Annotated in this window: 22 protein-coding genes; 7 read left to right on the top strand and 15 right to left on the bottom strand. The window is 57.4% G+C overall.

What is annotated here, in order from left to right; all coding sequences use genetic code 11:
• The first annotated feature begins 12 nt into the window (after positions 1–12).
• The 6 genes from BGP77_RS01375 to BGP77_RS01350 are packed head-to-tail and all read left to right on the top strand — an operon-like array spanning position 13 to position 6,400.
• Positions 13–972 (top strand): MoxR family ATPase, encoded by a 960-nt coding sequence (locus BGP77_RS01375; RefSeq protein ID WP_108162948.1) that lies wholly within the window; start codon positions 13–15, stop codon positions 970–972.
• Entirely contained in the window at positions 972–1,901 is a 930-nt protein-coding gene (locus BGP77_RS01370) for a DUF58 domain-containing protein (RefSeq protein WP_108162947.1), read from the top strand. The genes BGP77_RS01375 and BGP77_RS01370 overlap by 1 nt, the downstream gene beginning before the upstream one ends.
• Positions 1,883–2,302 (top strand): DUF4381 family protein, encoded by a 420-nt coding sequence (locus tag BGP77_RS01365; protein WP_108162946.1) that lies wholly within the window; start codon positions 1,883–1,885, stop codon positions 2,300–2,302. The genes BGP77_RS01370 and BGP77_RS01365 overlap by 19 nt, the downstream gene beginning before the upstream one ends.
• The gene (locus BGP77_RS01360; protein WP_146171160.1) at positions 2,299–3,258 is read left to right on the top strand and encodes a VWA domain-containing protein; all 960 of its coding nucleotides are present in this window, start codon (positions 2,299–2,301) and stop codon (positions 3,256–3,258) included. The genes BGP77_RS01365 and BGP77_RS01360 overlap by 4 nt, the downstream gene beginning before the upstream one ends.
• The gene (locus BGP77_RS01355) at positions 3,255–4,829 is read left to right on the top strand and encodes a VWA domain-containing protein (protein WP_108162944.1); all 1,575 of its coding nucleotides are present in this window, start codon (positions 3,255–3,257) and stop codon (positions 4,827–4,829) included. The genes BGP77_RS01360 and BGP77_RS01355 overlap by 4 nt, the downstream gene beginning before the upstream one ends.
• Positions 4,823–6,400: a BatD family protein gene (locus tag BGP77_RS01350; RefSeq protein WP_108162943.1), complete on the top strand. Its 1,578-nt coding sequence runs from the start codon at positions 4,823–4,825 to the stop codon at positions 6,398–6,400. The genes BGP77_RS01355 and BGP77_RS01350 overlap by 7 nt, the downstream gene beginning before the upstream one ends.
• On the opposite strand, the gene BGP77_RS01345 is transcribed toward BGP77_RS01350, so the two are convergent.
• From BGP77_RS01345 to ilvA, 4 genes are all read right to left on the bottom strand, one after another.
• Positions 6,388–8,325 (bottom strand): ATP-binding protein, encoded by a 1,938-nt coding sequence (locus tag BGP77_RS01345; protein WP_108162942.1) that lies wholly within the window; start codon positions 8,323–8,325, stop codon positions 6,388–6,390. The two genes, BGP77_RS01350 and BGP77_RS01345, sit on opposite strands and share 13 nt — an antisense overlap.
• A gap of 174 nt (positions 8,326–8,499) precedes the next feature.
• Positions 8,500–10,317, bottom strand: a complete 1,818-nt coding sequence (typA, locus tag BGP77_RS01340; RefSeq protein ID WP_108162941.1) for a translational GTPase TypA — start codon at positions 10,315–10,317, stop codon at positions 8,500–8,502.
• A gap of 155 nt (positions 10,318–10,472) precedes the next feature.
• Positions 10,473–10,976, bottom strand: coding sequence for a hypothetical protein (locus BGP77_RS01335; protein WP_108162940.1), 504 nt, complete (start codon positions 10,974–10,976; stop codon positions 10,473–10,475).
• Between the two features lie 132 nt (positions 10,977–11,108).
• The gene (ilvA, locus tag BGP77_RS01330; protein ID WP_108162939.1) at positions 11,109–12,623 is read right to left on the bottom strand and encodes a threonine ammonia-lyase, biosynthetic; all 1,515 of its coding nucleotides are present in this window, start codon (positions 12,621–12,623) and stop codon (positions 11,109–11,111) included.
• Between the two features lie 166 nt (positions 12,624–12,789).
• On the opposite strand from ilvA, the gene rpiA reads away from it, so the two are divergent.
• Positions 12,790–13,494: a ribose-5-phosphate isomerase RpiA gene (gene rpiA, locus BGP77_RS01325; protein WP_108162938.1), complete on the top strand. Its 705-nt coding sequence runs from the start codon at positions 12,790–12,792 to the stop codon at positions 13,492–13,494.
• A 12-nt stretch (positions 13,495–13,506) separates the two neighbouring features.
• On the opposite strand, the gene BGP77_RS01320 is transcribed toward rpiA, so the two are convergent.
• The 11 genes from BGP77_RS01320 to BGP77_RS01270 all read right to left on the bottom strand — a co-directional run bounded on the left by BGP77_RS01320 (position 13,507) and on the right by BGP77_RS01270 (position 23,081).
• A complete protein-coding gene (locus BGP77_RS01320) occupies positions 13,507–14,103 on the bottom strand; it encodes a hypothetical protein (protein WP_108162937.1) in 597 nt (198 codons plus the stop codon).
• 99 nt (positions 14,104–14,202) lie between these two features.
• Positions 14,203–14,643, bottom strand: a complete 441-nt coding sequence (locus BGP77_RS01315) for a DUF2147 domain-containing protein (RefSeq protein WP_108162936.1) — start codon at positions 14,641–14,643, stop codon at positions 14,203–14,205.
• Between the two features lie 143 nt (positions 14,644–14,786).
• On the bottom strand, positions 14,787–15,791 hold the full coding sequence (locus tag BGP77_RS01310) for an aromatic ring-hydroxylating dioxygenase subunit alpha (protein WP_158269233.1): 1,005 nt from the start codon (positions 15,789–15,791) through the stop codon (positions 14,787–14,789).
• Positions 15,788–16,867, bottom strand: coding sequence for a GNAT family N-acetyltransferase (locus BGP77_RS01305; protein ID WP_158269232.1), 1,080 nt, complete (start codon positions 16,865–16,867; stop codon positions 15,788–15,790). The genes BGP77_RS01310 and BGP77_RS01305 overlap by 4 nt, the downstream gene beginning before the upstream one ends.
• On the bottom strand, positions 16,861–18,003 hold the full coding sequence (locus BGP77_RS01300; RefSeq protein WP_108162933.1) for a carbamoyl-phosphate synthase large subunit: 1,143 nt from the start codon (positions 18,001–18,003) through the stop codon (positions 16,861–16,863). The genes BGP77_RS01305 and BGP77_RS01300 overlap by 7 nt, the downstream gene beginning before the upstream one ends.
• The gene (locus tag BGP77_RS01295; protein ID WP_108162932.1) at positions 17,991–19,241 is read right to left on the bottom strand and encodes a F390 synthetase-related protein; all 1,251 of its coding nucleotides are present in this window, start codon (positions 19,239–19,241) and stop codon (positions 17,991–17,993) included. The genes BGP77_RS01300 and BGP77_RS01295 overlap by 13 nt, the downstream gene beginning before the upstream one ends.
• 21 nt (positions 19,242–19,262) lie before the next feature.
• Entirely contained in the window at positions 19,263–20,129 is an 867-nt protein-coding gene (locus BGP77_RS01290) for an MBL fold metallo-hydrolase (RefSeq protein ID WP_108162931.1), read from the bottom strand.
• Positions 20,098–21,078, bottom strand: a complete 981-nt coding sequence (locus BGP77_RS01285) for an NAD(P)-dependent oxidoreductase (protein WP_108162930.1) — start codon at positions 21,076–21,078, stop codon at positions 20,098–20,100. Before BGP77_RS01285 ends, BGP77_RS01290 begins: the two co-directional genes overlap by 32 nt.
• Positions 21,075–22,061 carry a 3-oxoacyl-[acyl-carrier-protein] synthase III C-terminal domain-containing protein gene (locus BGP77_RS01280; RefSeq protein WP_199224162.1) on the bottom strand — a complete coding sequence of 329 codons (987 nt, stop codon included), beginning with the start codon at positions 22,059–22,061 and terminating at the stop codon, positions 21,075–21,077. Before BGP77_RS01280 ends, BGP77_RS01285 begins: the two co-directional genes overlap by 4 nt.
• 31 nt (positions 22,062–22,092) lie before the next feature.
• Positions 22,093–22,569, bottom strand: a complete 477-nt coding sequence (gene ybaK, locus BGP77_RS01275) for a Cys-tRNA(Pro) deacylase (RefSeq protein ID WP_108162929.1) — start codon at positions 22,567–22,569, stop codon at positions 22,093–22,095.
• Positions 22,566–23,081, bottom strand: a complete 516-nt coding sequence (locus BGP77_RS01270; RefSeq protein WP_108162928.1) for a GNAT family N-acetyltransferase — start codon at positions 23,079–23,081, stop codon at positions 22,566–22,568. The genes ybaK and BGP77_RS01270 overlap by 4 nt, the downstream gene beginning before the upstream one ends.
• Between the last annotated feature and the right edge of the window lie 73 nt (positions 23,082–23,154).

Genomic DNA, 23,154 nt, shown 5'->3' with positions numbered 1-23,154 from the left:
CACAGGCGTGCCATGACCACCGATCGTTCCCTGTCCAGGCTGCGCACCGCGCTGCAGACACGCATTCTGGGTCAGCCGGAGCTGATCGAGTCATTGATGTTGGCCTTGCTGGCTGACGGCCATTTACTGGTAGAAGGCGCGCCGGGGCTGGCTAAAACGACGGCTATCAAGGCGCTGGCGGCTGCGATTGACGGCGATTTCCAGCGCATTCAGTTTACCCCCGATTTGTTACCCGCCGATGTCACCGGTTCGGACATCTACCGCGCGCAAACCCATCAGTTCGATTTCCAGCCGGGCCCGGTGTTTGCCAATCTGGTGTTGGCCGACGAAATCAACCGTGCGCCCGCCAAAGTGCAGTCGGCGTTGCTGGAAGCCATGTCGGAGCGTCAGGTAACGGTGGGCGGCACCACCTATTCGCTGCCCGATCCGTTTCTGGTGATGGCCACCCAAAACCCCATTGAACATGAAGGCACCTATGCCTTGCCGGAGGCGCAGCTGGATCGCTTTCTGATGCGCGTTCGGCTGGATTATCCCGATGCCGCCACCGAACGCCGCGTGCTGGAACTGGCCCGGCGACGTGAAGCGCAGGTCGAGGCTGAGCCAGTGACCCTCGCCAGCCTGGCTGAATTGATCGACGCGCGGCGGGCGCTCAGTGATGTTCATGTTGCCGAAGCCGTCAGTGATTACATCGTGCATCTGGTCGATGCCACCCGACGCCCGGCCTATTACAGCGGACGTCTGGCCGATGTGATCGAATTCGGCGCTTCTCCGCGTGCTACCTTGGCGCTGGAACGTTGCGCCCGTGCCTTGGCCTGGCTCGAAGGCGAAGACTTTGTCACCCCCGATCAGGTGCACCGGTTGGCGCATCGCATTCTTGAGCATCGACTGGTGTTGTCGTTGTCCGGTCAGGCGGAAGGCTGGACGCCCAGTGCCGTTGTCGATCATCTGCTGGACAGCGTGGCGGTGCCCTGATGCAGCCAGACCTGGCGCCAACGGGCACCGAAGTCCGTCTGGCGGAACTATTGGCGTTACGGCTGATCGCGACCGATTTGTCTCGACTGCCTGCGCGACTGTCACGTCATCACCTCGATGGCGAACAACGCAGTCGACAGCGCGGTCAGGGGCGGGAATTTGCGGAACTGCGTGCTTATCAAGGCGGCGACGATGTACGCCGCATCGATTGGCGCGTGACCGCCCGGCGCAATGAACCCTACCTGCGGGTGTTTGAGTCAGAGCGGCGTCAGCCGCAACTGATCTGGCTTGATCTCAGTGCCAGTCTCTATTTCGGCAGTCGCACAGTTTTTAAGTCGGTCTTAGTCAGTCATTGGGCGGCCTTTCTGGGCTGGCGCCTGGTCGGTCTGGGCCAGCCAGTGCGATTGTTGGTGACCGGACCGGGCATCGAGTTGTGGCTCAACCTGCGTCGCCCAGCCGATGTGGCGGCCGCTTGTCAGCGCCTGGCGCAGGCCCATGCTCAATTAGCGCACACCCATTTGCGCGATAGCGAAGCGCCGGCCGTCGGCCGGATCCAGGCTGTGTTGGCGGGGCGGCCGACGCTTTGGATGCTGTCTGACCTGGATCACTGGACACCGGCCTCACTGGATCTGGCTTTGCCGATGCAGCGGTTAAATGCCTTGACCCTGTTGCAACCCATCGATGCAGTTGAAGCCGAGTTGCCCGCCGTGGGAACGCTGTCGGTTGAAAGCCGGTCGGGCGATCGTAAAGCCCGTGAACAGCGCCTTTCGACGGACTCTGCCCGGGTTCGGCACCGTCATCGCCAAGCCTTTAACGAGCGTCAGGACAGCTGGCAACAATGGTCCGGACGGCGCCAGGCTCGCTGGTTGCCGATAACCAGCCAAACGTTTAACTGGTCGGAGGTGCGCCAATGGCCGCTGCCGATCTGAACCGTCTGAGCGAGCAACTGCTGGCCAACACCGCACCGCCAGCTCCCTCGGCCTGGCCGCCTCCCTGGCCGGTCTGGGCTTTGGGTGTGTTGCTCGTGGGTGCGTTGCTGGCGGGGTGGTATTACCGGCACCGCAGCAAACGCCAGCGTCATTATCTGAAGGCGTTGCGACACCTGAAAAAACGCCCGCCACAAAGTCGCTTACGTTTGTTGCATGCCTTGTTGCGCAATGCCGGTGGCGCCCAGGTGCGACAGCTCAGTGCCGAGGCGTTTGCCGAGCAAGTCGCCCGGACCTTGGGGCAATCGACCGCTCCGGCTTGGGTGAATGCTCACTATCGGCCGCGTACCGTGCGCATTAATTGGCGCGACGCGCGCCGGCTGATTCGTCGGTGGTGCCGGTGATCTTTGCCTGGCCCTGGGCGTTATTGGCGCTGCCATTGCCCTGGTTGCTGTGGTGGCAATTGCCCGCGCGCGCAACGGCCGACCGTTTGCAGCATCCTTTGATGCAACGGTGGTTGGGGTCCCATCGTGATCAGGAACCGGCTCGGTCCGGCCGCAGTGGTTTTTGGTTATGGCTGGTGTGGCCTTTGTTGATCGTGGCGCTGGCGCGACCCCAGACGCTGGGACCGCCACTCATTCCGGCGCAGCCGGGTCGCAGCCTGATGCTGGTGGTCGATCTGTCGATGAGCATGGCTGAAGCCGATATGCGTTGGCAGAACCAGACGATCAGTCGCTATCAAGCAGTCCAGGCCGTGGTCGGTGATTTTGTACGGCAGCGTCGCGGCGACGCTTTGGGACTGATCGTTTTTGGTGATTTTGCGGCCTTACAGGCGCCACTCACTCCGGACGTTGATGCTGTTGAAGGGGTGCTGGCCACCTTGCAGCCGGGCATGGCCGGCAGTCGCACCGCCATTGGCGATGCACTGGCACTGGCGGTGCAGCGACTGCGCCAGTCACAAGCCGACAATGCGGTGATCATTCTGCTGTCCGATGGCGCGAACACCACGGGTGAAGTCTTGCCGGCACAAAGCGCGGAAGCGGCCGAGGCCAGTGGTATTCGGGTGCACAGCATTGGTTTTGGTGCCGAACCTCGGTTGGGTGTGTTTACCATGAGCAACAGCGCGGTCGATGAAGCCGCGCTGTCAGCCATTGCCGACCGAACCGGCGGACGCTATTTCCGCGCCCGCTCCACCGAAGAACTGGCGGCGGTGTACCAACAGCTCAATGCGTTGGAGCCCAGCCCGCAGCGATCTCTGAACAGTCGCCAAACCCACGATTGGTTTTGGGTGCCCGCGCTGGTGGCTCTGGTGCTGTTGGCATTAGGCCGTTGGTTGAGCGGCCGAAGGAGCCGCGCATGACTTGGTTGCGTCCCTGGCTGTTGCTGCTGATTTTGCCTTGGGTTCTGGGCTGGCTCTGGTGCTGGCGTCGGCGCCGCAGTGGCAGCTGGTCACGGCTGATTGAACCGGACTTGCTGAAAGCGCTCGATCATCAGGCCGGACGTGACCCCGTGGGTCATCAATGGATGCTGGGTCTGGCGGGTGTACTGATCATCGTCGCCTTAGCCGGACCGGCACGGACCCAGACCAGCACGACCGGTTTGAGTACCGGCAATCTGGTGGTGATCCTGGACAATACACTGTCGATGGCGACGGAAGACCTGACGCCGTCACGGCTGGAGCGAGCCCGCCGTACCGTACTCGACTGGGCCGGCTCCGGCTTGTTTGAACGCACCGCCGTCATTGTCTATTCCGCCTCAGCGCATTGGTTGATGCCTTTGACCGAAGACGCCCAGACTCTGGCGTTGCAGTTGGAGCAGCTCGATCCCTTTCAAATGCCACGTTACGGCAACCGCCCGGATCTCGCCTTCCAGTTGCTGGCGGAGAAAGAGGCGCAACTGGCTGGCCAACCGCTGCATCGGCTCTGGCTGACGGACGATCCGGGCGGCGACAGGCTCGACGTGATCAACAGTGACAACAGCAGCGGTGGCAGCACCTGGATTATGCCCGTCGGGACCGAAGAAGGTGGGCCGATATCCTTGCCCAATGGCGATGGGTTTGTGACCGACGGTGACCGTCTGGTGGTCGCCAGTCTGAACCGCGACGCCTTTCAACGCGCGGCCCGGCGACTCGATGGTCAATTGCTGGCGTTGGGGTCTGAACCACCCGTTGAGTGGTTGACGGTTCGCCGCAGTATCGGTCTGGCCGGGTCGTCGCTTCAGGATATCGGTCCGTGGTTATTGCTGCCCGCCCTGCTGTTGCTGCTGCCCTGGTATCGACGAGGGCTGGTGTTCCTGGTGCCATTGATGGGCACCTCGGCATTGCTTTGGCAGCCGCTGCCGGTGGCCGCCGACACACTGTGGCAAAACGCCGAACAAAAGGCTTATCAAGCTTGGCGTCAGGGGGATATCGATCGGGGACGAGACTTAACCGAGCGCCCAGAATTACAAGCTCAGCTCGCCTTCGAAGCCGGTGACTATGCCACGGCTGCGCAGTATTGGGCGCAGCTCAATGATGCCGATGCACATTACAATCGCGCCAATGCACTGGTGCATCTGGGCGAACTGGAGGCGGCGCTGGAGGCTTATGATCAGGCGCTGGCTCAGAGTGATCACCCGGCGGCGCAGTACAATCGCCAGTTGGTGGCCGACTTTCTGGCGCGGCATCCGCCGCCACAAGCGGATGAGTCGGAAGAGGCAGACGACCGACCGAGTGAATCGCTCGACCTTGAGCAAGGTGACTCTTCCGCCCAATCGTCAGCGGGCGAAAACTCCGCCGAAGCCGCCTTGGAGGCCCAGCAGCGGGTGCAGAATGCGCGGCTCGAACAACTGCTGAATCGAGTGCCACCACCCCGGGGCAATCTGTTAGAACGCCGGTTGCAGCAGGAATACCGGCAGGCACCGACTACCGATCCAGGGGCGACGCTATGGTAGCTCGTCGGCTGTGTCTGGTCTTGGCGCTCGTATTGGCTCAGACAGCCGCCCGGGCGGCGGTGGAGGCCGAGGTCGACCGCACTCGGCTGTATCAGGACGAACACCTGGAACTCACCATCCGCGCTAATCCGGACAGTGCTCGTTACCCGCTGGATCTAACGCCCCTGTCGGCGCTCTTTGACATCGATCAGCAAACCCAGGGGCAGCGTCTGCGTCGCTCCAGTAACGGCAGTATTCAAGCGTGGCGCGAATGGCATCTGTGGTTACGCCCGCGTCATATTGGCACCTTGCAGGTGCCGTCCTTCCGTTTTGGGGATGAGCGCAGTGAACGCATTCTAATTGAGGTGCTCGACCCGGCTAACCGAGGCGATGCCTTACCGGCCGATGCGGTCCGGCTGGAGGTCACGGTTGATGAACGCGAGCTTTATATCGGACAGCCCACCCAGATAACGCTCGACCTGTGGTATCAGGTGCGTTTGCAGGGCGAATACGACGATCTGAGTTTTGGCGATTTCAACATCGAGCTGCTTGATGAAAGCAACGTCACTGAATACCGCAATGGCAGCCAGATTCGACGCTTTCGGCTGAAGTACCGCCTGATCGCGGACCACCCCGGGCAACTGGAGATTCCGCCGATTCGCTTTGTGGGTCGGTATCAGGCCGGGCCTTATGGCGAGTGGCGGTCGGTGGAGCGGACTCATCCGGGCATCCACATGGCCGTCAAACCCATCCCCGATGAATACCCCGATGACGCTGCCTGGTTACCTGCCAGAACCTTAACGCTCAGCGATAATCTGCCCGAGCAGTTACAACTGACCGCTCATGCGCCCCAGGACTGGACCGTGATTACCGAGGTCGATGGGTTGCCGCCGACGCGGCTGCCCGATCCCCTGGCCAATATGACGGACGAAAGCTGGCGGCTGTATCGCAACGCACCGGAGTTCAATGATCGTCAGCGCCGCGATCTGGCGGCCTTGGTGTTGACGGACCCCGGTCGTCAGCGTCTGCCGGCCCTAAGGTTGCCCTGGTGGGATCTGCAGCGCGATCAGTTAGCCTATGCGGAGTTACCTGCGCGGACCATTGACGTACTGCCCGAAGCCAGTCAGGCATTGCAGCCAACGCCGCTGCCGACCGAGGCGCTGCCGGAATCCGTCCTGCCTGTGCGCACCATCTGGCCCTGGATCAGCCTTGCCCTGGGTTTGGGCTGGTTGCTGACGGGTATGCTGATCTGGCGTAAGCGCCGCAGCCGGCCCGCCGCGCCATCCACGCGGCCCGTTAAGCCAAAGCCATTGCGACCGGCCCAGTTACTGGATGAGCGTGATCCATTGCGCTTTCGACGGGCCGTACTGGATTGGTTGGTGCAGGAAGGGGTTGAGCCCTACCAATCACTGGCGCAACTGCCCGCGTCCGCAGCCGCCATTTGGGGGCGAGTAAATGCCAGCCTCTATGGCCCCGAACCGTCTGCGGCGCCCAGTCGCGCCGAGCGGAAGCGGTTATTGAGCGCGTTGCTAAAGCAACAGCGACAGGGGTCACCGAGCAAAGCCGATCCGGCGCAGCTTTACCCCGACTGATCCGACGGTAACCAGCGCGCTAACATGGCGGCTAATGCCTGGCGGCGCAGGGGTTTGGTCAGATAACCATCCATGCCCGCCTCCAAGGCTTCGCGCTGATGGTCCATCATGGCGTGAGCGGACAACCCGATGATGGGAATCTGTCGCAAGACATCATCCTCAAGCGCGCGAATCCGCCGCGATGCTTCGTAGCCATCCATCACCGGCATTTCGCAATCCATCAACACCAGATCGAAGGGCTCGGACTGCAGCCGATTCAGGGCTTGTTCGCCGTTGACGGCCAACACCACTGACATGCCTAAAGAATGCAGCATGCCCTCGGCCACCCGTTGATTGACCACGTTATCTTCAACCAGCAACAGGTGAGCCGGACGCAACGGACGCTGAGGTGTTTCAGGGTGCGGCAATGACGACGGCTGAGCGACTTCGCCCTGATGCTGGCTCAGTTCAATCTCGAACCAGAACGTCGACCCTTGCCCCACCTGGCTGGTGAAACCGATCTGGCCGTTCATTAACTCCACCAGTCGTTGGCAGATGGCCAATCCCAAACCGGTGCCACCATATCGGCCCTGACTGTGAGCCTGAAAAAAGGCATCGAACAGCGCGTTCTGACGATCCTGGCGGATGCCAATACCGGTGTCGCGAATTTCAAAATGCATCTGATCGGCACGATCGGTAGAGCGCACTCGCACCTCAATCTGCCCATGATCGGTAAATTTCAGCGCATTGCCGAGCAGGTTTAACAGCAGCTGACGCAAGCGATTGGGATCACCGTTGACGCGTCGCGGCAGATCCGGGTCGAGCGATACAGTCAGCGCGATACCTTTGTCTTCTGCCGGCTTAATAAATAATGCCAGCGTTTCATCAACCAGGTCGGGCAGATCGAAATCGATGATTTCCAATTCCAGTTTGCCCGCTTCAATTTTCGACAGGTCGAGGATGTCGTTCAAAATGGTGGTCAGCGCTTGAGCCGAATTGAGAATGGTGGCCAGGTAGTCGTGTTGAGTCGGGTTTAATTCGCTGTCTTGCATCAGCTCGGCCATGCCGATAATGCCGTTCATCGGTGTGCGAATTTCATGGCTCATGTTGGCCAGAAATTCATTCTTGTGCGCATTACTGATGCGCAACTGCGTCAACGTATCTTCCAGCTCCTGCGTGCGTTGTTGTATCTGTAACTCGAGGTTTTGCTGATGTTGTTTAATGCGTAAGGAACGGTCGGCCAGTTGTATTTGTAAGCGATTCAGCGTGACTGCTAACAAGCCAATTTCGTCTTCTTCGCGGGCCAGCCAACCCGGTAACAACTGAGCGCGAAAGACATCGTCTTCGGGTTCGATGGTGGCAATCACATCTTGCATAGCGCGCAGTCGGTTCTCAACCAGGTAGCGCACTGAGATGGCCGTCACCAAGATCAAGATAAAACACAGCAAGATCGAACTGAGGACGGTAAAGACCAGGTTGTTCAAGCTTTCACCGAGAATAATACCCGCATCGGAATACACCACCGCACGGCCGACGGAATACTCCACACCATTGGCGGGGAAGACGATGTCGAGCGTAAAACGCAGTCGTTTATTGAACAGATTGCCGATGCTTTCAACGTGGATGTCGGGGTAACCAGGCAATTCGAAATGTTGGCTGACACCGGGCCAAGTCCGTGAAGGACCACGCCATTCGTTGAGCGAAATGTCTTCGGAAATGATGTACACCGCGGTGATCAGCGCGTGTTCATAGAGCAGGTCGGCAGACGCCTGGATCTGAATGGGGTCAAAACTCCATAAAGCGTTGGCGAGAACATCCCGGCTGCTCGCCAGCGTGAAGGCAATTTCACGAGCGCCCGATTCCTCTTCTTCGGAATACTCAAGGCTCAATTGTATCGTGGTGGTGATGACAACGAGGGTGACGAACAGGCCAGCGATCCAGACCAATAAACGTCGAGATAAGGAGGGTCGTTTCCGGGATGGGGCCAAGACAGAGTTGGGCACAGCGCTCTTCCACTAAGCGAACAGACAACAAGTGGAAAGAGTGTAGTTCAGCTCACTGCAGAATGCCGTGAGCTGAGAAGGAAAGCGGGCAATACCGTGGCGTTGCCCGATTTTTTATCAGCCTTTGCCGCGACCGGCGCGTTTGCGCTCGTTTTCGGTCAGCAGCTTTTTGCGCAGACGGATGGATTCTGGGGTGACTTCCACCAGCTCATCGTCTTCGATAAATTCCAGCGCCTGTTCCAGAGTATGACGAATCGGCGGGCTCAGCGTGGTGGCTTCGTCAGTACCGGAGGCACGCACGTTGGTGAGCTGTTTGGCCTTGGTCGGGTTCACCACCAGGTCGTTATCGCGGCTGTGAATACCGATGATCTGACCTTCGTAGATTTCTTCACCGTGACCGAGCAACAGACGGCCGCGATCCTGCAACTGGAACAAGCTGTAGGCCAGCGTCTTGCCTTTGGCCATGCTCACCAGTACGCCGTTTTGGCGACCGGACATTTCGCCACCTTTAACCGGGCCGTAGTGATCGAAGATCGAGGTCATGATGCCGGAGCCGGAGGTCAGTGTCAGGAACATGCCACGGAAACCGATCAGGCCACGTGACGGCACGATGAACTCGAGCTTGATGCGGCCCTTGCCATCGTTTTCCATGTTGGTCATCTCGGCTTTGCGCAAACCGAGTTCTTCCATCACACCGCCCTGGTGCTGTTCTTCGATGTCGATTACGACATGCTCGTACGGCTCCTGAACTTCGCCGTCGATCACTCGTTGCACCACTTCCGGACGCGATACTGCCAGTTCAAACCCTTCGCGGCGCATGTTTTCGATCAACACCGACAAGTGCAGCTCACCGCGACCGGAGACTTTGAATTTGTCCGCAGTTTCGCCCTGTTCAACGCGCAGGGCGACGTTGGCAATCAGTTCCTGATCCAGGCGATCTTTTATATTGCGCGAGGTCACAAACTTGCCTTCCAGACCGGCGAAGGGTGAGTCGTTAACCTGGAAGGTCATGCTCACTGTTGGTTCATCAACGGTCAACGCGGGCAGTGCTTCAGGGGTGTTCGGTTCGCAAATCGTATCGGAGATGTTCAAGCCTTCGATGCCGGTGATGCAGACGATGTCGCCGGCTTCGGCTTCAGGCACTTCAACACGCTCCAGACCGTGGTAACCCATGACCTGCAGGATGCGACCTTTCTTCTTGCTGCCATCGCGGCCAACCACAACCACCTGATCGTTGGTCTTCAGCTTGCCGCGCTTGATGCGGCCGACACCGATAACACCGACGTAAGAGTTGTAGTCGAGGGCGGAAATCTGCATCTGCAGCGGGCCGTCCATTTCGACGTTGGGCGCTTTCACCTGCTTGGTGATCATTTCGAACAGCGGCGTCATGTCGTCAGCCATGCTCTCCGGATCATCACCGGCGATGCCGTTCAACGCAGAGGCATAGATGATCGGGAAGTCCAACTGTTCGTCAGTCGCGCCGAGGCGGTCAAACAGATCGAAGACCTGATCCATGACCCAATCCGGACGGGCGCCCGGGCGGTCGATCTTGTTGATGACAACAATGGGGTTGAGGCCTTTTTCGAACGCCTTGGAGGTCACGAAACGCGTCTGTGGCATCGGGCCGTCGACGGCGTCGACCAGCAACAGCACCGAGTCGACCATCGACAATACCCGCTCCACTTCGCCGCCGAAGTCGGCGTGTCCGGGAGTATCGACGATGTTGATGCGATAGTCCTGCCACTTAATGGCCGTGTTTTTGGCCAGAATGGTAATACCGCGCTCACGCTCCTGGTCATTGGAGTCCATGATGCGCTCGGCGCCCTGGTCCTTGCGGCCGAGGGTGCCGGACTGCTGCAGCAGCTTGTCGACCAGGGTGGTTTTACCATGGTCAACGTGGGCGATGATGGCGATATTACGCAGGTTCTCGATCACAACTTCAGGGTCCGGGGGAAATAAGGGGCGCGCATTATAACCGCTTAGGCTGAATAAAAAAGGATCAGTTTGGCGCTGTGCGCCGGAAGACGCGAAACGGGAGACGCTGGACGCTGTGTTAGTGGTCTTTGGCGTCTCCCCTAAGCGTTTAGCGTCTATGGATACAACTGCACTATCCCGCTACTGGCATACATATCCGCCACCAGCCAGATTTGTTCGAACGGGTGGCCGTCGGGCACGCTGATGTGGTGTTGCAGCGCTTCGATGTCGGTGCGCGACCAGTGCGGGTTGGCGTTGCGGATGACCAGCCAGACGCGGTCGCTGTTGTAAGTTTTCTCGGCTTTCATCGCCAGGATGCGATTTAACGCCCGCAGCAGACGTCCATCGGTATCGCTGGCATTGAGTTCGGCCAGCTCGCGCACCGTCGCGTCGCTGAGGTCGCGGCCGAGAATGGCCATGGCTTCGGCTTCACTGCCGTAGAGGTGAGCGATTTCCAGGTCCAGACGTTCGCCATCAAGAAAACAGGAGACATCGGGCTTATCCGGCCGGTTGTGCCAGATATGCCGAATGGGCACCCCCTGATTGCGCTCCCAGTGGCGCATAAACAGCCGCGCCGCCTGATGTTCCAGTTCTATTTTTTCCTGTTCGGCGGGCGACATGGCGGGCGGTGTTTTGGGTGAGTTTGGGAGTATAGCGGGAAGTGGGAGCGTTACGCCGTCCGGACGGAAGACGCTTAACGGATTGGCGTCTCCCGTCTCCCGATGCGCAGCACCTAAGCGCCCTCCAGCGTGTTACCCCAGGAACACGCTGTAAACCGGATTCTCAGACTCATCCCAATACGGGTAGCCCAGTTCATCCAGCTTGGTGCGGAAGTTTTTCATGTCCGACTTGGGCACCTGAATGCCAGCCAAAACCCGGCCATAGGCCGCACCGTGGTTGCGGTAGTGAAACAGTGAAATGTTCCAGTTACCGCCCAGCGTGTTAAGGAATTTACCCAGCGCGCCCGGTCGTTCCGGGAATTCAAAGCGATACAGTCGTTCGTCGGCAATGTCGGGCGCATGGCCGCCTACCATATGGCGGATGTGCGATTTCGCGACTTCGTTGTCGGTTAAATCTAGCACCGCATGATCGGCGTCGCGCAGCGCCTGCACCAGTTCCTGGCGCTCTTCGTTGCTGCTGATTTTCACACCCACGAAAATCTTCGCTTCGTTGTCGTCGGCGTAGCGGTAATTGAATTCAGTCACAGCCCGTTTGCCGATGATCGACACAAACTGCTTAAATGCACCGGGTCGTTCCGGAATGGTGACCGACAAAATCGCTTCGCGGTGTTCACCGACTTCGGCGCGCTCGGCAACATAACGCAGGCGATCAAAGTTGGTGTTGGCGCCGGAGGAGATGGTCACCAGCGTCTTGCCTTCCCAGCCTTCGCGGGCCACGAATTTCTTCATGCCCGCAACGCTGGTAGCACCGGCTGGCTCGGTGATGGAACGGGTGTCGTCAAAGATGTCTTTAACCGCTGCGCAGATTTCATCGGAGCTCACGGTGATGACTTCATCGATGTGGTCTTTGCAGATCTTCCAACCGTGTTTGCCGATTTGGGCCACCGCAATGCCGTCGGCAAAGATGCCAACCTGATCCAGGGTCACTCGCTTTCCCGCTTTCATGGCGGCGGACAGGCAAGCGCTTTCCTCGAATTCAACGCCGATGACTTTGATCTGCGGTTGCAGGTATTTGATGTAAGCCGCCATACCCGCCGCCAAGCCGCCGCCGCCAACCGGAATAAAAACGGCGTCGATGGGTGCGCCACGGTGCTGATGCAGAATTTCGCGCGCCACTGTGCCTTGACCGGCGATGATGTCCGGGTCGTCGAAGGGGTGAATAAAGGTCAGGCCTTTTTCGGCTTCCAGTTTTTGCGCGTGGGCCAGGGCTTCGTCGAACGAGTCGCCCACCAATACCGCTTTACCGCCACGCGCACGGACGTTGGCGACTTTGATGTCCGGCGTGGTCTTGGGCATGACAATGGTGGCTTTCACGCCCATCAGCCGCGCCGCTTCAGCCAGGCCCTGAGCATGGTTGCCCGCTGAGGCGCAGATAACGCCTTTGGCCAGTTGTTCTTCGTTCAGCGTGGTCATCTTGTTGTAGGCGCCGCGCAGCTTAAACGAGAACACCGACTGCAGGTCTTCGCGTTTAATTAAAATCTGGTTATTCATCCGGCGGCTGAGAAAGGCGGCGGGTTCCAAAGGCGTTTCGATAGCAGCATCGTAGACTTTGGCGTTGAGGATTTTCTTAACGTACTGTTCGAGCATGAACGAATCCTACTGTCCGGATGAATGGGGCGCGCTGGGCGCTTTAGGATTGTACGGTTTTTGCTACAGCCCGGAAATGCACGACGGCCGCGAATTGCGGCATACTGTTTTTCAACCTAGGTCCCTTTGCGGGCTATAATGCAGCCAGAGATGACGAGAGACCGATATGGATCAGAACGAATTGAAACAAGCTGTCGCCGAGGCGGCACTCAAGTTCATTAAGCCGGACCTTAAGCCTGAGGCCATTATTGGCGTCGGCACCGGCTCTACTGCTAATTGCTTTATTGATGCGCTGGCCACTGTCAAAGACGAGTTTCGCGGCGCGGTCGCCAGCAGTGACGCCACCGCTGAGCGGTTGCGCGGTCATGGCATTGAGGTGTTTGAGCTGAACGAGGTCGACAAGTTAACGGTCTATGTCGACGGTGCCGACGAAGCCAACCGTAAGCTGCAGTTGATCAAAGGCGGTGGCGCGGCGCTGACGCAGGAGAAAATTGTCGCTTCTGTGGCGAAAACTTTTATCTGCATCGCCGATGAATCCAAGGCGGTGCAAAAGCTCGGCAGCTTCCCCTTGCCAGTGGAAGTGATTCCGATGGCACGCAGTGCTGTGGCCCGCAAACTGCAGGCCATGGGGGGAAATCCGGTGTATCGCGAAGGGGCTGTGACTGATAACGGCAATCAGATTCTCGATGTCTTTGAACTGGATATCGACGACGCTGTCGCGCTGGAAAAAGAGATCAACAACATTCCCGGCGTGGTGACCAACGGCTTGTTTGCGTTGCGTCCGGCCGATGTTCTGTTGTTGGGAACACCTGATGGCGTCAAGCAACTCACTGTCATCAACACCATGGCCGAAGACGGCGAATTTTACTGAGGCGTACCTCAGTCAGCCCTGGGCCAGGACGGCCCAGATGGCCCAAAACGCAATCAGCACCAATAGTAAACCCAGTCCACGACCCCAGCGCTGTTGCGTGCTTTCCTGCACCAGCCATTCCCCGGCGCGCGGTGAACGACTTCCCCAGATCAGAATCAGAGCGTCGGCCAGCGGCCAGATCAGTGCCAGCACAAACAGCCAGACCGATGCTCCAGTCCAGGCCAACAGCAAAGCCGTGTGGGTAAACAGCGCCAGCCAAAGCGTTACCGACAGCACCGTTGCCAGCACAATGGCGCTGCTGGTGGTTCGGAACAGGGGATGGTCTGGGTCGGCAATAAAGGTACGGGTCCAAAAGCGCGTCCATAACCACAGCGCAGTCATCACCCCACTGAACACCACCATTGCCGGACCGGCCGGATTTGATGCGGCCCAGTGGAATAACAGCCAAGCCAGGAGCAATGCCAGAACAGTGGTTGCTACAAAACGCGAGATAACGACAGGCAACAGGCGGTCGGGCTGTGCGCGTAGGGCGCGAATCAGTTCAAATCGGAGGGCGTCAGGCGAAGCGACCAGGGCAACGGCCAGAACGAGGGCAATCAACAAACTCACAACCGGGCATCCAAGGGTTAGCTTTGCGCCGCATTCTAGGCTGCTCGGCTGCACTAAGGCCAGTCAGCGGCAACCGCTTTACGGTTGCCGCCGGCGTTATTAGTCGACGCGGTGCCAAGTCTGGGTGCGACCGATCAAGGCGAAACCGAGATAGCCACGGACTTCCAATTGGCTGCCACCTTCGGTGACTTTGAGTTGGGCGCTGTATTCTTTGCCGTTTTGAGGATCGAGAATATTGCCGTCGACCCACTCGTCGCCATCTTGCTCCAGGCCCCAGATGATGTTCAGGCCAACCAGCGGCTGGTTGCGACGTGACCCTTTGCATTCGGTACAGACCGGGTTGGGTTCGGTCGGGTTGAGCAGCTCAACGATTTCACCTTTCAGTTCACCGCCATCGTTCCAGATGCGCACGATGCTTTTGGCTTCGCCGGTTTCATCGTCGATGGTGCGCCAGTTGCCTTCAGCGGACATGGATTCGGCAAAAGCAGTCAGGGGCAGCAACATGCCCAGGGTGATCACAGCAGAAATAAGGCTTTTCATTGTTGTTGTACCGTTTGTGATAAGGATGCACGCAACATAGCAAATTCCGACCCCGGCTCAAGCCCGGATGAGCAGTTCGTGACGTTTATTCAACATTACTGCGAGGACTGTAACGATCCGCCGAATCGCTGCGGGCAATCGGGCTACTGTCCGGCTTCAACGTCCAGCGTGATATCGGCCCCGGCTTTGGCGGGCTGACCATGCAACAGCGCCCACAGTGGCCGGGCGACAATATCGGTTTCGGCAAAGCGGTAGTGTTCGCCGAAGGTGTCGACGGCCTGTTGCTGTTGCATGAGCATGGCTCGGTCTTGACGAAAGAGGGTCTCGGCAAAGGGTTTAAACAACGCAAAACGCAGGCTGGCGGGCAGCCACGACTTGGGTGCATAAAGACGGGCAAACATGCCGGTTTCGCGATCGCTGCGGGGCACAAAGAACAACACCACGCGCAGCAGAATTTTGCCCTGTTTCAGATAATCCAACTCGACCCGGCCGGGCAAATCAAAACGGCCAACGTTGACGTCAACACCCGGATCAAATAACCGGTTAATCCAGCCATTCTGTTGTTGGGTTAATGTGAATTCAGTACGAAAGCCGCCGTCATGGACGCTTTGTGAAGTCGCCATCTGTTGTGCACCGCGATTACGCAACAGGCCTTTATGCACATAGGGTGTGTGACACGGGTCGAGAAAATTTTCGATGCTTTGAAAAAAGTTGCAGGGCAGACGGCGGTAAGCACTGGCGTAAACGTAGTCGGGTAAGTCGGAATATCCTAATGGACTGTCTTGACCGTCTTGCAAGCGTGTCCATAACAAACCGTCGCGCTCAACCAGCGGGTATGCCTCCAGTTTGGCGTGGGTACGGCACCTGGCTGTGCCGGGTGTGTGTTGTAACTGACCGGCGGCATCAAACGCCCAGCCATGATACGGGCAGACCAGTTGATCACTGGCAATAAACCCCTGCGACAGCGGAATTAACCGGTGCGGACAGCGATCGGAAAACAAGCGCGGCTGACCGTCCAGTCGGGCCAGCACCAGCGGCATGCCCATCAGTGAAACGGCGACGGGCTTGGTCGTTAAATCCCGGCTGGCCAATAGAGGATGCCAGCAACCGGCGACACCGGAGTAGGGGAAATCGGCAACTGGCTTCACAGTTTGAATCGCTCCAGCAAAGGTCGATAAAAATAACGGCTGAGCCCGGATAACAAACGCCAGACAGAACGCCGGTAGAAGCTGAGATGACGCACATAAATATAACTGTATTCAATGGCGGCTTCACCGCCCCGGCGACGTTTAAAATCGGGCGAGCCAGCGCTGAGATTGAGTGTTAACTGACGATCCATGGCGTAGCGAATCACAAAGGCAATTAACCGACGGTAGAGTGCCCGTTGAATGGGCTGGTCGGTGTCGTAGCCGATCACCGGCGCAGTCAGTGTTTGGTCGACACCATAGAGGCCTGCAATGCCGACAAGCTGGTTGCGATAAAAAAGGCCGTAGAGTTCGAGTAAGCCGTTGGCCGAAAAGACACGAAACCAGTCGGCACTGAACTGAACATTGTGGCGGCTGTATTTATCGATATAAAGCTGGTTATACAGGCGCTCAGCGCGCGCCATTTGCGCTTTGTCGTTCGGGTCTAATAACTGGAAACGCCAGTCGGGCTGTTGCAGCAATCGATCATCAATGCGTGCATTGTGACGCGCCCACCAGCGATCGTGATCGCGATACAGATACACCTGACGAGTCACCACGGGCAACCAGCCGTCTTGCTGTGCTTGGTGAATAATGGCTGCATTCTGAGTGGCGTTGAGCGAACGCAACATGACAGTGTGATGTGGAAATTTTTCCACCGCTAGTTGACGCAATTGAGCGAGGTTCAGGTGCTGCCATTGGTCTGAGTAGACATTGGTCGACAAACATTGATTGTTCAGCACCTGCAGTCGATCCAGCTTTGCCAACCGCAACGGTCCCGATAAAACCGCAATGAGTATTCTGCTTAAAGCGCGCAGTGCAACCGACCGCAGTTTGGGCAGTTCATCCTGGGCGTAACCGATGATCTGAGTCAGCGGAGACACCACCCAGCCATTATCTGGATGCGCTTCATTAACACTGGTGGGGACCAGTACATCGCCTTGTTGGTAAAGCACAAAGTCGGTTTGGACATTGCGGATCAGGTTGGGTTGCTGCATTTGCTCAAAGAAACAGCGATTCTGTTCGGTCGCGTTCAACATAAGGGAGTGCCCTTCGGTTGTGGACCGTTCCATTCGATATCGAAGGTGCTGACATCGGTCATCGGTTTGCGCCAGCGGATCATGCGAACCACCATCTCCAACAGTGCAAGCCAGGGCGCTCGTCGTTTTAACGGTGCTTGTTTATCTTTGAGCACATCGTCGGCGCGACGATAATCGTGTAGCAGTTGCCTGAAGTGACCTTGCCTCAATGCCGGTAAACCAAACATCACCGGTAAAGAGAAGCCCACCCGGAATGCCCGGGCATTACCGTCTGCAACGTGAAAATGACCTTCGCGATTAAGCTGCAAGCGCTCTCTTAAAAGATGCAGACCGCTGGTTGCTCTCGGGTTGCATTCGAGGCAAAAAAGCTCGCCGTCTCGGTCGATAAAATCGAAAGCCGCCTGACCGTGAAAACCGGTTTTCTGGCCAAACTGTTGTGCAAACGCCTGCAGTCTTGAGTCGCTTATCGGATCGAAATAACTGGACGCCGCCTGGTTTAATAAATAACACGGTTGATAGGCCTGATGGGCCATCAACTGACCGTTTTCGAACAACGCATAATTACACAGCGCACGGCCCTCAATCCGTTCTTGTTGCACCCACGGATAGTCAGTATGGATTTGATCGGTACGCAGTACCCCAGGCTTTGCTTGGGCGACAAATTGCCGACCAAAACGTGAATACACCGGTTTTAAGATGGTGTTCTGTTCGTCGGTTATTTGCTCAGCGGATTCGCATAAACGGGTAGCCGGCGTTCGAACCGACGCCAAGCCATCGAGCAGCGACAATGACTGATATTTATGATGCAGCTGAAACAGTAATGACTGTTCGGGCATCAACCATTTAGCGCCCGATCCACACTGAGCACGCGCCTGTGCCAGATAAAAAATTTCCTCACAGGTTGGGATCAATAAATCGATGTTCTGACGGTGTAAAAACTGCTTCAGTTGCAGCGTGAAAGCATTCATTTCTAATGCTGGTGGTGGTAATTGCAAGTAGCCTTGAATGCCATTTACGAAGCGACCCAACGGCCACTTCAGGCTGTCGGCCAGCCAGACGTTATGACCCCCTGCCAGTGCCAGTCGCGCCCACTCCAGGGCGACCGGTGCCCGAGCGCCGGTAATCAGGACGTCCATAAATTCATGACTCGGCGTTGTTTATTCGTGGCTGTCCAAAGTGGCGCAGGTGCTTTATCGATTTGCAGCGTGTCGATCACTCCGAGACTGATGAATAAGGTGCGCAATGCTTGTTCGATGTCGCTGTGGCGGTCATCGCTTTCGATGCGAATTCGGGCTGCGTCGATTTGACTGATGCGATAATCCAACGGCTGGTCGCTGGCTAAGGCGATGGCGCGATAGATCAAGTCGGGCAGAACGGTTATATCGCTTTCAATGCCTGGCAGTTTTAACACGTCGCCACTGCGGCCACCGATGCTGGCGATGGCGCGGAATACGCCGGGTGCATCGCCTGCTTCAATCACATCATCGAGGTGGTAGCGAATGATGGGCTGTGTGCGTCGCCGGAAGTCGGTGATGATGGGGGAAAAATGAGTGCGTTGCTGATTAAGCCAGTGCGGTTCGATATGCACCGCATCTTCGTTCCAGCGCAACACACCATCGCGATGCGTACAGGCCAGAAAACCTTCCGTGCATTGGTAAATTTCGTGAATCGGGCACGCAAAACGATGGGCCAGCAATTGACGGTCGCTCGGTGTCAGAACCTCGGCACCAGAGATTACCAGAGAGGGGCTTAATGTCTGGCTGTGATGGGCACACCATTGCAACGCCTGTGCACTACCAACCAGCAAGGTCGGCTGAAAGGCTTCCAACTTGGCCAGCCACTGTTCGGCGGGTTGAGTGACATCGGCGTAGTGAAATTGAATGCGGCCTTTGCCTACGGTTTGATACAGCGGGCTGTCGGCGCGCAAGAGCAACGCAACGCGCTGGCGTGCAAAAAGTGAGGGTAATAATTTAGCGAGAATGACACCGGCCCACTCTAAGCGTTCTTGGCGTGATACCAAAAATAAGCCCCGTTGACCGGATGTGCCGGACGACAAACCCACGGTGACATCACCCAGGTGTGATTGACTGAAATCGCGACTCAGTTCTGCTTTCAACGCGCGTTCGAATAAGTGATCGCGTTTCAGGTTGCGGGTGTTCAGTTGATCGAAGTTCGCCATCATCGTGGCTTTATCCATCAACGGAAACGCCTCCAGCGGTTGGCCTTGATAGTCACGGTACAGTGGTGAGTGTTCACAGACCCAATCAAGGTGCTGACGCAGCTTTTTCTGTTGCCAGTTTTCCAGGTGCGAGCGTGAGGAAAACTGCCTTAAGCGTGTCGCTGCCAGGTGGCGCAGGATGGTCAGCTTTTCCATAACTCTGATTCCTATTAGCGATCAGCGCATCCAGCCTTGTTTCAATAACTGCTGTGATGTTTCCTGGCAGTGTGATGGCACAAATTGAACACGGTCGGCCGTTTGTTCGTAACACTGTCTGAGTTTGTTCAGAGTGTCGACGTAAACCCGGCGATCATCACACAGAATATTGGCCAACCAATGCTGGTTAATGCCATCGCGCAGATTATCGATCAGCCAACAGGCATCAGCGAGGAAGAATATAAAGCTTTGCTGCAATCGAACCAGTAACCCAATTTGTCCCGCGGCGTGCCCAGGTAGATTGACCAGATACAATAACTGGTCGTTAAAAAGATCGGTCGCGGATAGACCCACTGGTCCACTGTCCATTTGCAGAATGTCGCCGAGGTCTAATTCAAATTGATCGGTAAACGTCAGACGGTTTTCCGCCTCAGCGGGCAGTAATTCGCGCAGATAACCTTTTTGTAAACGTTGCAGACGATTGCGTTCGGTTAAGAATCGATAACCACCTGGATGACAATGCAGACGCGCCTGGTCAAAGTCGCAGATCCCCGCAACGTGGTCGCCGTGAAAATGCGATAACACCAGATGCCGAATGTCAGACGCATCGATATCCAAAGCCGCCAGTTGTTCTTTGACGCTGTCTCCACCGGCCAGGGTGTGAGGCGTTACCAGCGCGTAAAAACGTTCTGGAAAATGCTGGGTACTGCGCGCGAACTGAGCGTGGTAGCCGGTGTCGAATAACAGTTTGCCTTCGCTGGGGTGATCGACCAATGCGACGCCGGCGGGAAAGTGCCGCGGTGCCAGGCCCGAACCGGGCTTCACCATGAAACCGGGGTGAACACAGTGACCGGATTCAAACCAGCGAACGCTGACGCCAGTGGACATAGCGTTGAATTCCTTCATCGATAGAAACGGTGGGTTGGTAACCTAATTCGTGGCGCGCACGGTCAATATTCAAGGTCTGATGAAAGTGAAACAGCGCCGCGCTGTAGCGCGTTAAAGTGGGTTCTGGTTGGCCAGGCCAATAGTGATGCAATTTTTCGGCAGCGGAAATAACCGGAGCCAGCAATGGATAAGGCAGGGGGCGAATACGTGTCGGCTCACCCAACTGTTCAAACAGTCGCGACAGCACATCGAGCAACTGCACCGGTTCACCATTGCTGATGTTATAGATCGATTCGGAGGCGACCTCACGGGTTGCTGCCAAAATGGCCGCGTCGGCGACGTTGTCGACATAGGTCAGATCAACGCGAGGATTACGCCCCGAAGGTAACCACAAATTACCATTGCGCACGGCCGCAATAATCCGCGGCAAAATGGCATTGTCGTGCGGGCCAAAAATACCCCGCGGTCGCAAAATAACGCTGTGCAGTGAACTGCGTTTAACCGCTTGTTCGGCGATGGCTTTGGTGGCGGCGTAGTGATTGCAAAAACGCTTTGGCAGGGTCTGGCTTTCGTGAATATCCAGCGCATCGCGAAATTGAAAATACAGACTGGGCGTGGAGATGTGCACAAAGCGTGGCACCTGCTGACGTTCAGCGGCAGCGAGCAAGTTGTCCGTGCCCTGAACATTGGCCTGATTAAAAGCGGTAAAGGATCCCCAAGGGCTGGACAGCGCGGCGCAATGAATGACGGCATCCACCGTGTGACAGGCTTGTTCGAGCGCCGACTTGTCGGTTAATTCAAGGGGGAAAAATTGCGCCGAAGTTTCGCTCGCCAGGGCATGGCCGAGGGCGCGATTACGGCCAGTGAAGGCGATTTCAAAACGGTCGTGATAGCGGCGGAGCAACGCTTGACCGAGCATGCCGGTGCCGCCGGTGATTAACAATTTCACAGTCGTAATACTCCCATTCCCAAGGCTAAGCCGGCCGCCGAACCAAAGAGTAACACGGTCTGCTGATCGCTCGTTGGCCGGTTGCGCAGTAAGTCGTCCAATGCGATGGGAATGGAGGCGGCGATCTGGTTGCCCAGGGTGGCAAAACGATTGATGACTTTATGGTTATCCAGGTTCAATTGCCGTACCAGATTGACCAGTCCGGCGTGGCTGGCCTGATGAGGCACGTAGTAATCGATGTCGGCGAGTGTCAGGCCCAACGGGGCTAATCCCTGTTGAATAAAGTCAGGCGCCAGTTGCGCGACCAGCCGGTACAGCGCTTTACCCTGCATTTCAAAATAGCTGCCTTCAGCGGCCGCCTCGGCACCGTATTGGCGTGGATGCAGGCCGCTTCCCCCGGCGCGAATCTGACACAGTTCATAGCCTTCGGGGTACGTACGAAAACGGCTGGTGAGCAGCCCGCTTTGGCACTCGCTGGCGTCGAGAATAAAAGCCGCTGCGCCGTCGGCAAACAAAGTGGCGGCTTCGATTTCGTGATCGTGCACCCCGATTTTGGCGACTTCGCTGGAGACGATCAAAATGCGTTGATAACGGCCGCGCGCCAAAGCGGCGTCGGCCAGATCGAGTGCCGCCAAAAACGATAAGCAGGTCGCGTTCACATCCATGCTGGCGATGGGCGTCGACGCGTTTAAGGTGCGTAATAAACCGGCCGCGTTATAGGGCAAGGCTTGATGATTGGTGCCGCTGGCGCACAGCAGTAAATCGACGTCGGCTAGCGAAAGGCCGGCGTCATTGAGCGCCCGTTGAGCCGCATGTGCGCCCATATAGAGTGAGGTTTCGTCGGGGGCGGCGTAGTGGCGTTTTTCCACGCCGAAACGCGAGCGGCAGCGGCCTTCGGGCAGGCCTAATCGCTGATCCAGTTGCTCGGCGCTGATGGCATTGCGAGGCAGGTAGCTGGCGCTGGCACGAATGATAAAAGACATGGCTTGGTCTCTTGTACGCTGCCGCTGCAGCTTAGTCGTTAACCAGCATGGCGAAGCGCGCACCGGTCAGCTGTTGCAGGGCCGGGGTCGCTAATTCTAGATCCAGACCGCGCTTGCCGCCACTGACAAAGAGTGTGGCTAAGTGTTCTGCGCTGCTGTCGATGACGGTCGGCAAGCGCTTTTTTTGTCCCAATGGACTGATGCCACCCACCACATAACCGGTGGTTTTTTCGGCGATGGCCGGATCCGCCATTTGTGCCGACTTTTGACCGTGCGCTTTGGCGGCCCGTTTGAGGTTCAACGTGCCGGTCACCGGCAAAATACAGACGCCGAGCGATTTGGCGTCGCCGTTAAAACTGATCAATAGGGTTTTAAACACCCGTTCCGGCGCCACGCCCAAAGCTTTGGCGGCCGCCAGTCCATAGCCTTCGTCGCTGTCGGCGACTTCAAAGCGATGCAGCTGGTAGTCGACCTTAGCTTTGTCGAGTTGTACGACCGCCGGAGTCATAGACAACGCTCGAACTGAGCGGCCATCTGAGTGAGACCGTCACCGGTGACCCGCTTGGTCAGCCAGCCATCAAGAGCCTGAGCACCCAGGGCGCGATAAAACTGACGAGCAGGTTCGTTCCAGTCCAGTACCTGCCATTCCAGACGACCGCAGTTGCGCTCCACCGCGAGCTGTGCCAATCGGGTGATCAGTGCTTTGCCCAGGCCCAGGCTGCGATGCGCGGGTTGCACGTAGAGATCTTCCAGATGAATGCCGGGTTGCGCCAAAAAGGTGGAGTAGTTGTGGAAGAACAGCGCCATACCGACGGCGTTGCCGTCGACTTCGGCGAGAATCACTTCGGCGTAGCGCTGTTCGCCAAAGAGACTGGCATGCAGTTTTTCTTCGGTCGCGGTGACTTCGTGGCGCAGGTGCTCGTAGTCCGCCAATTCGCAGATAAAACCGAGGATGGCCGGCACATCGGCTTCGGTGGCTGGACGTAATTGGGCGCCGGAGGCGAGGCGGATAACAGACATAGGAATCTCGATAACAACAGACGTGGAGCGAGTATCGAAAATAGCGACCCGGCTGACAACTGCTTGGCGGGAA

It is taken from the genome of Saccharospirillum sp. MSK14-1 (assembly GCF_003054965.1).
Taxonomy (GTDB): domain Bacteria; phylum Pseudomonadota; class Gammaproteobacteria; order Pseudomonadales; family Natronospirillaceae; genus Saccharospirillum.
This window is presented reverse-complemented; position numbering and strand designations above follow the sequence as displayed.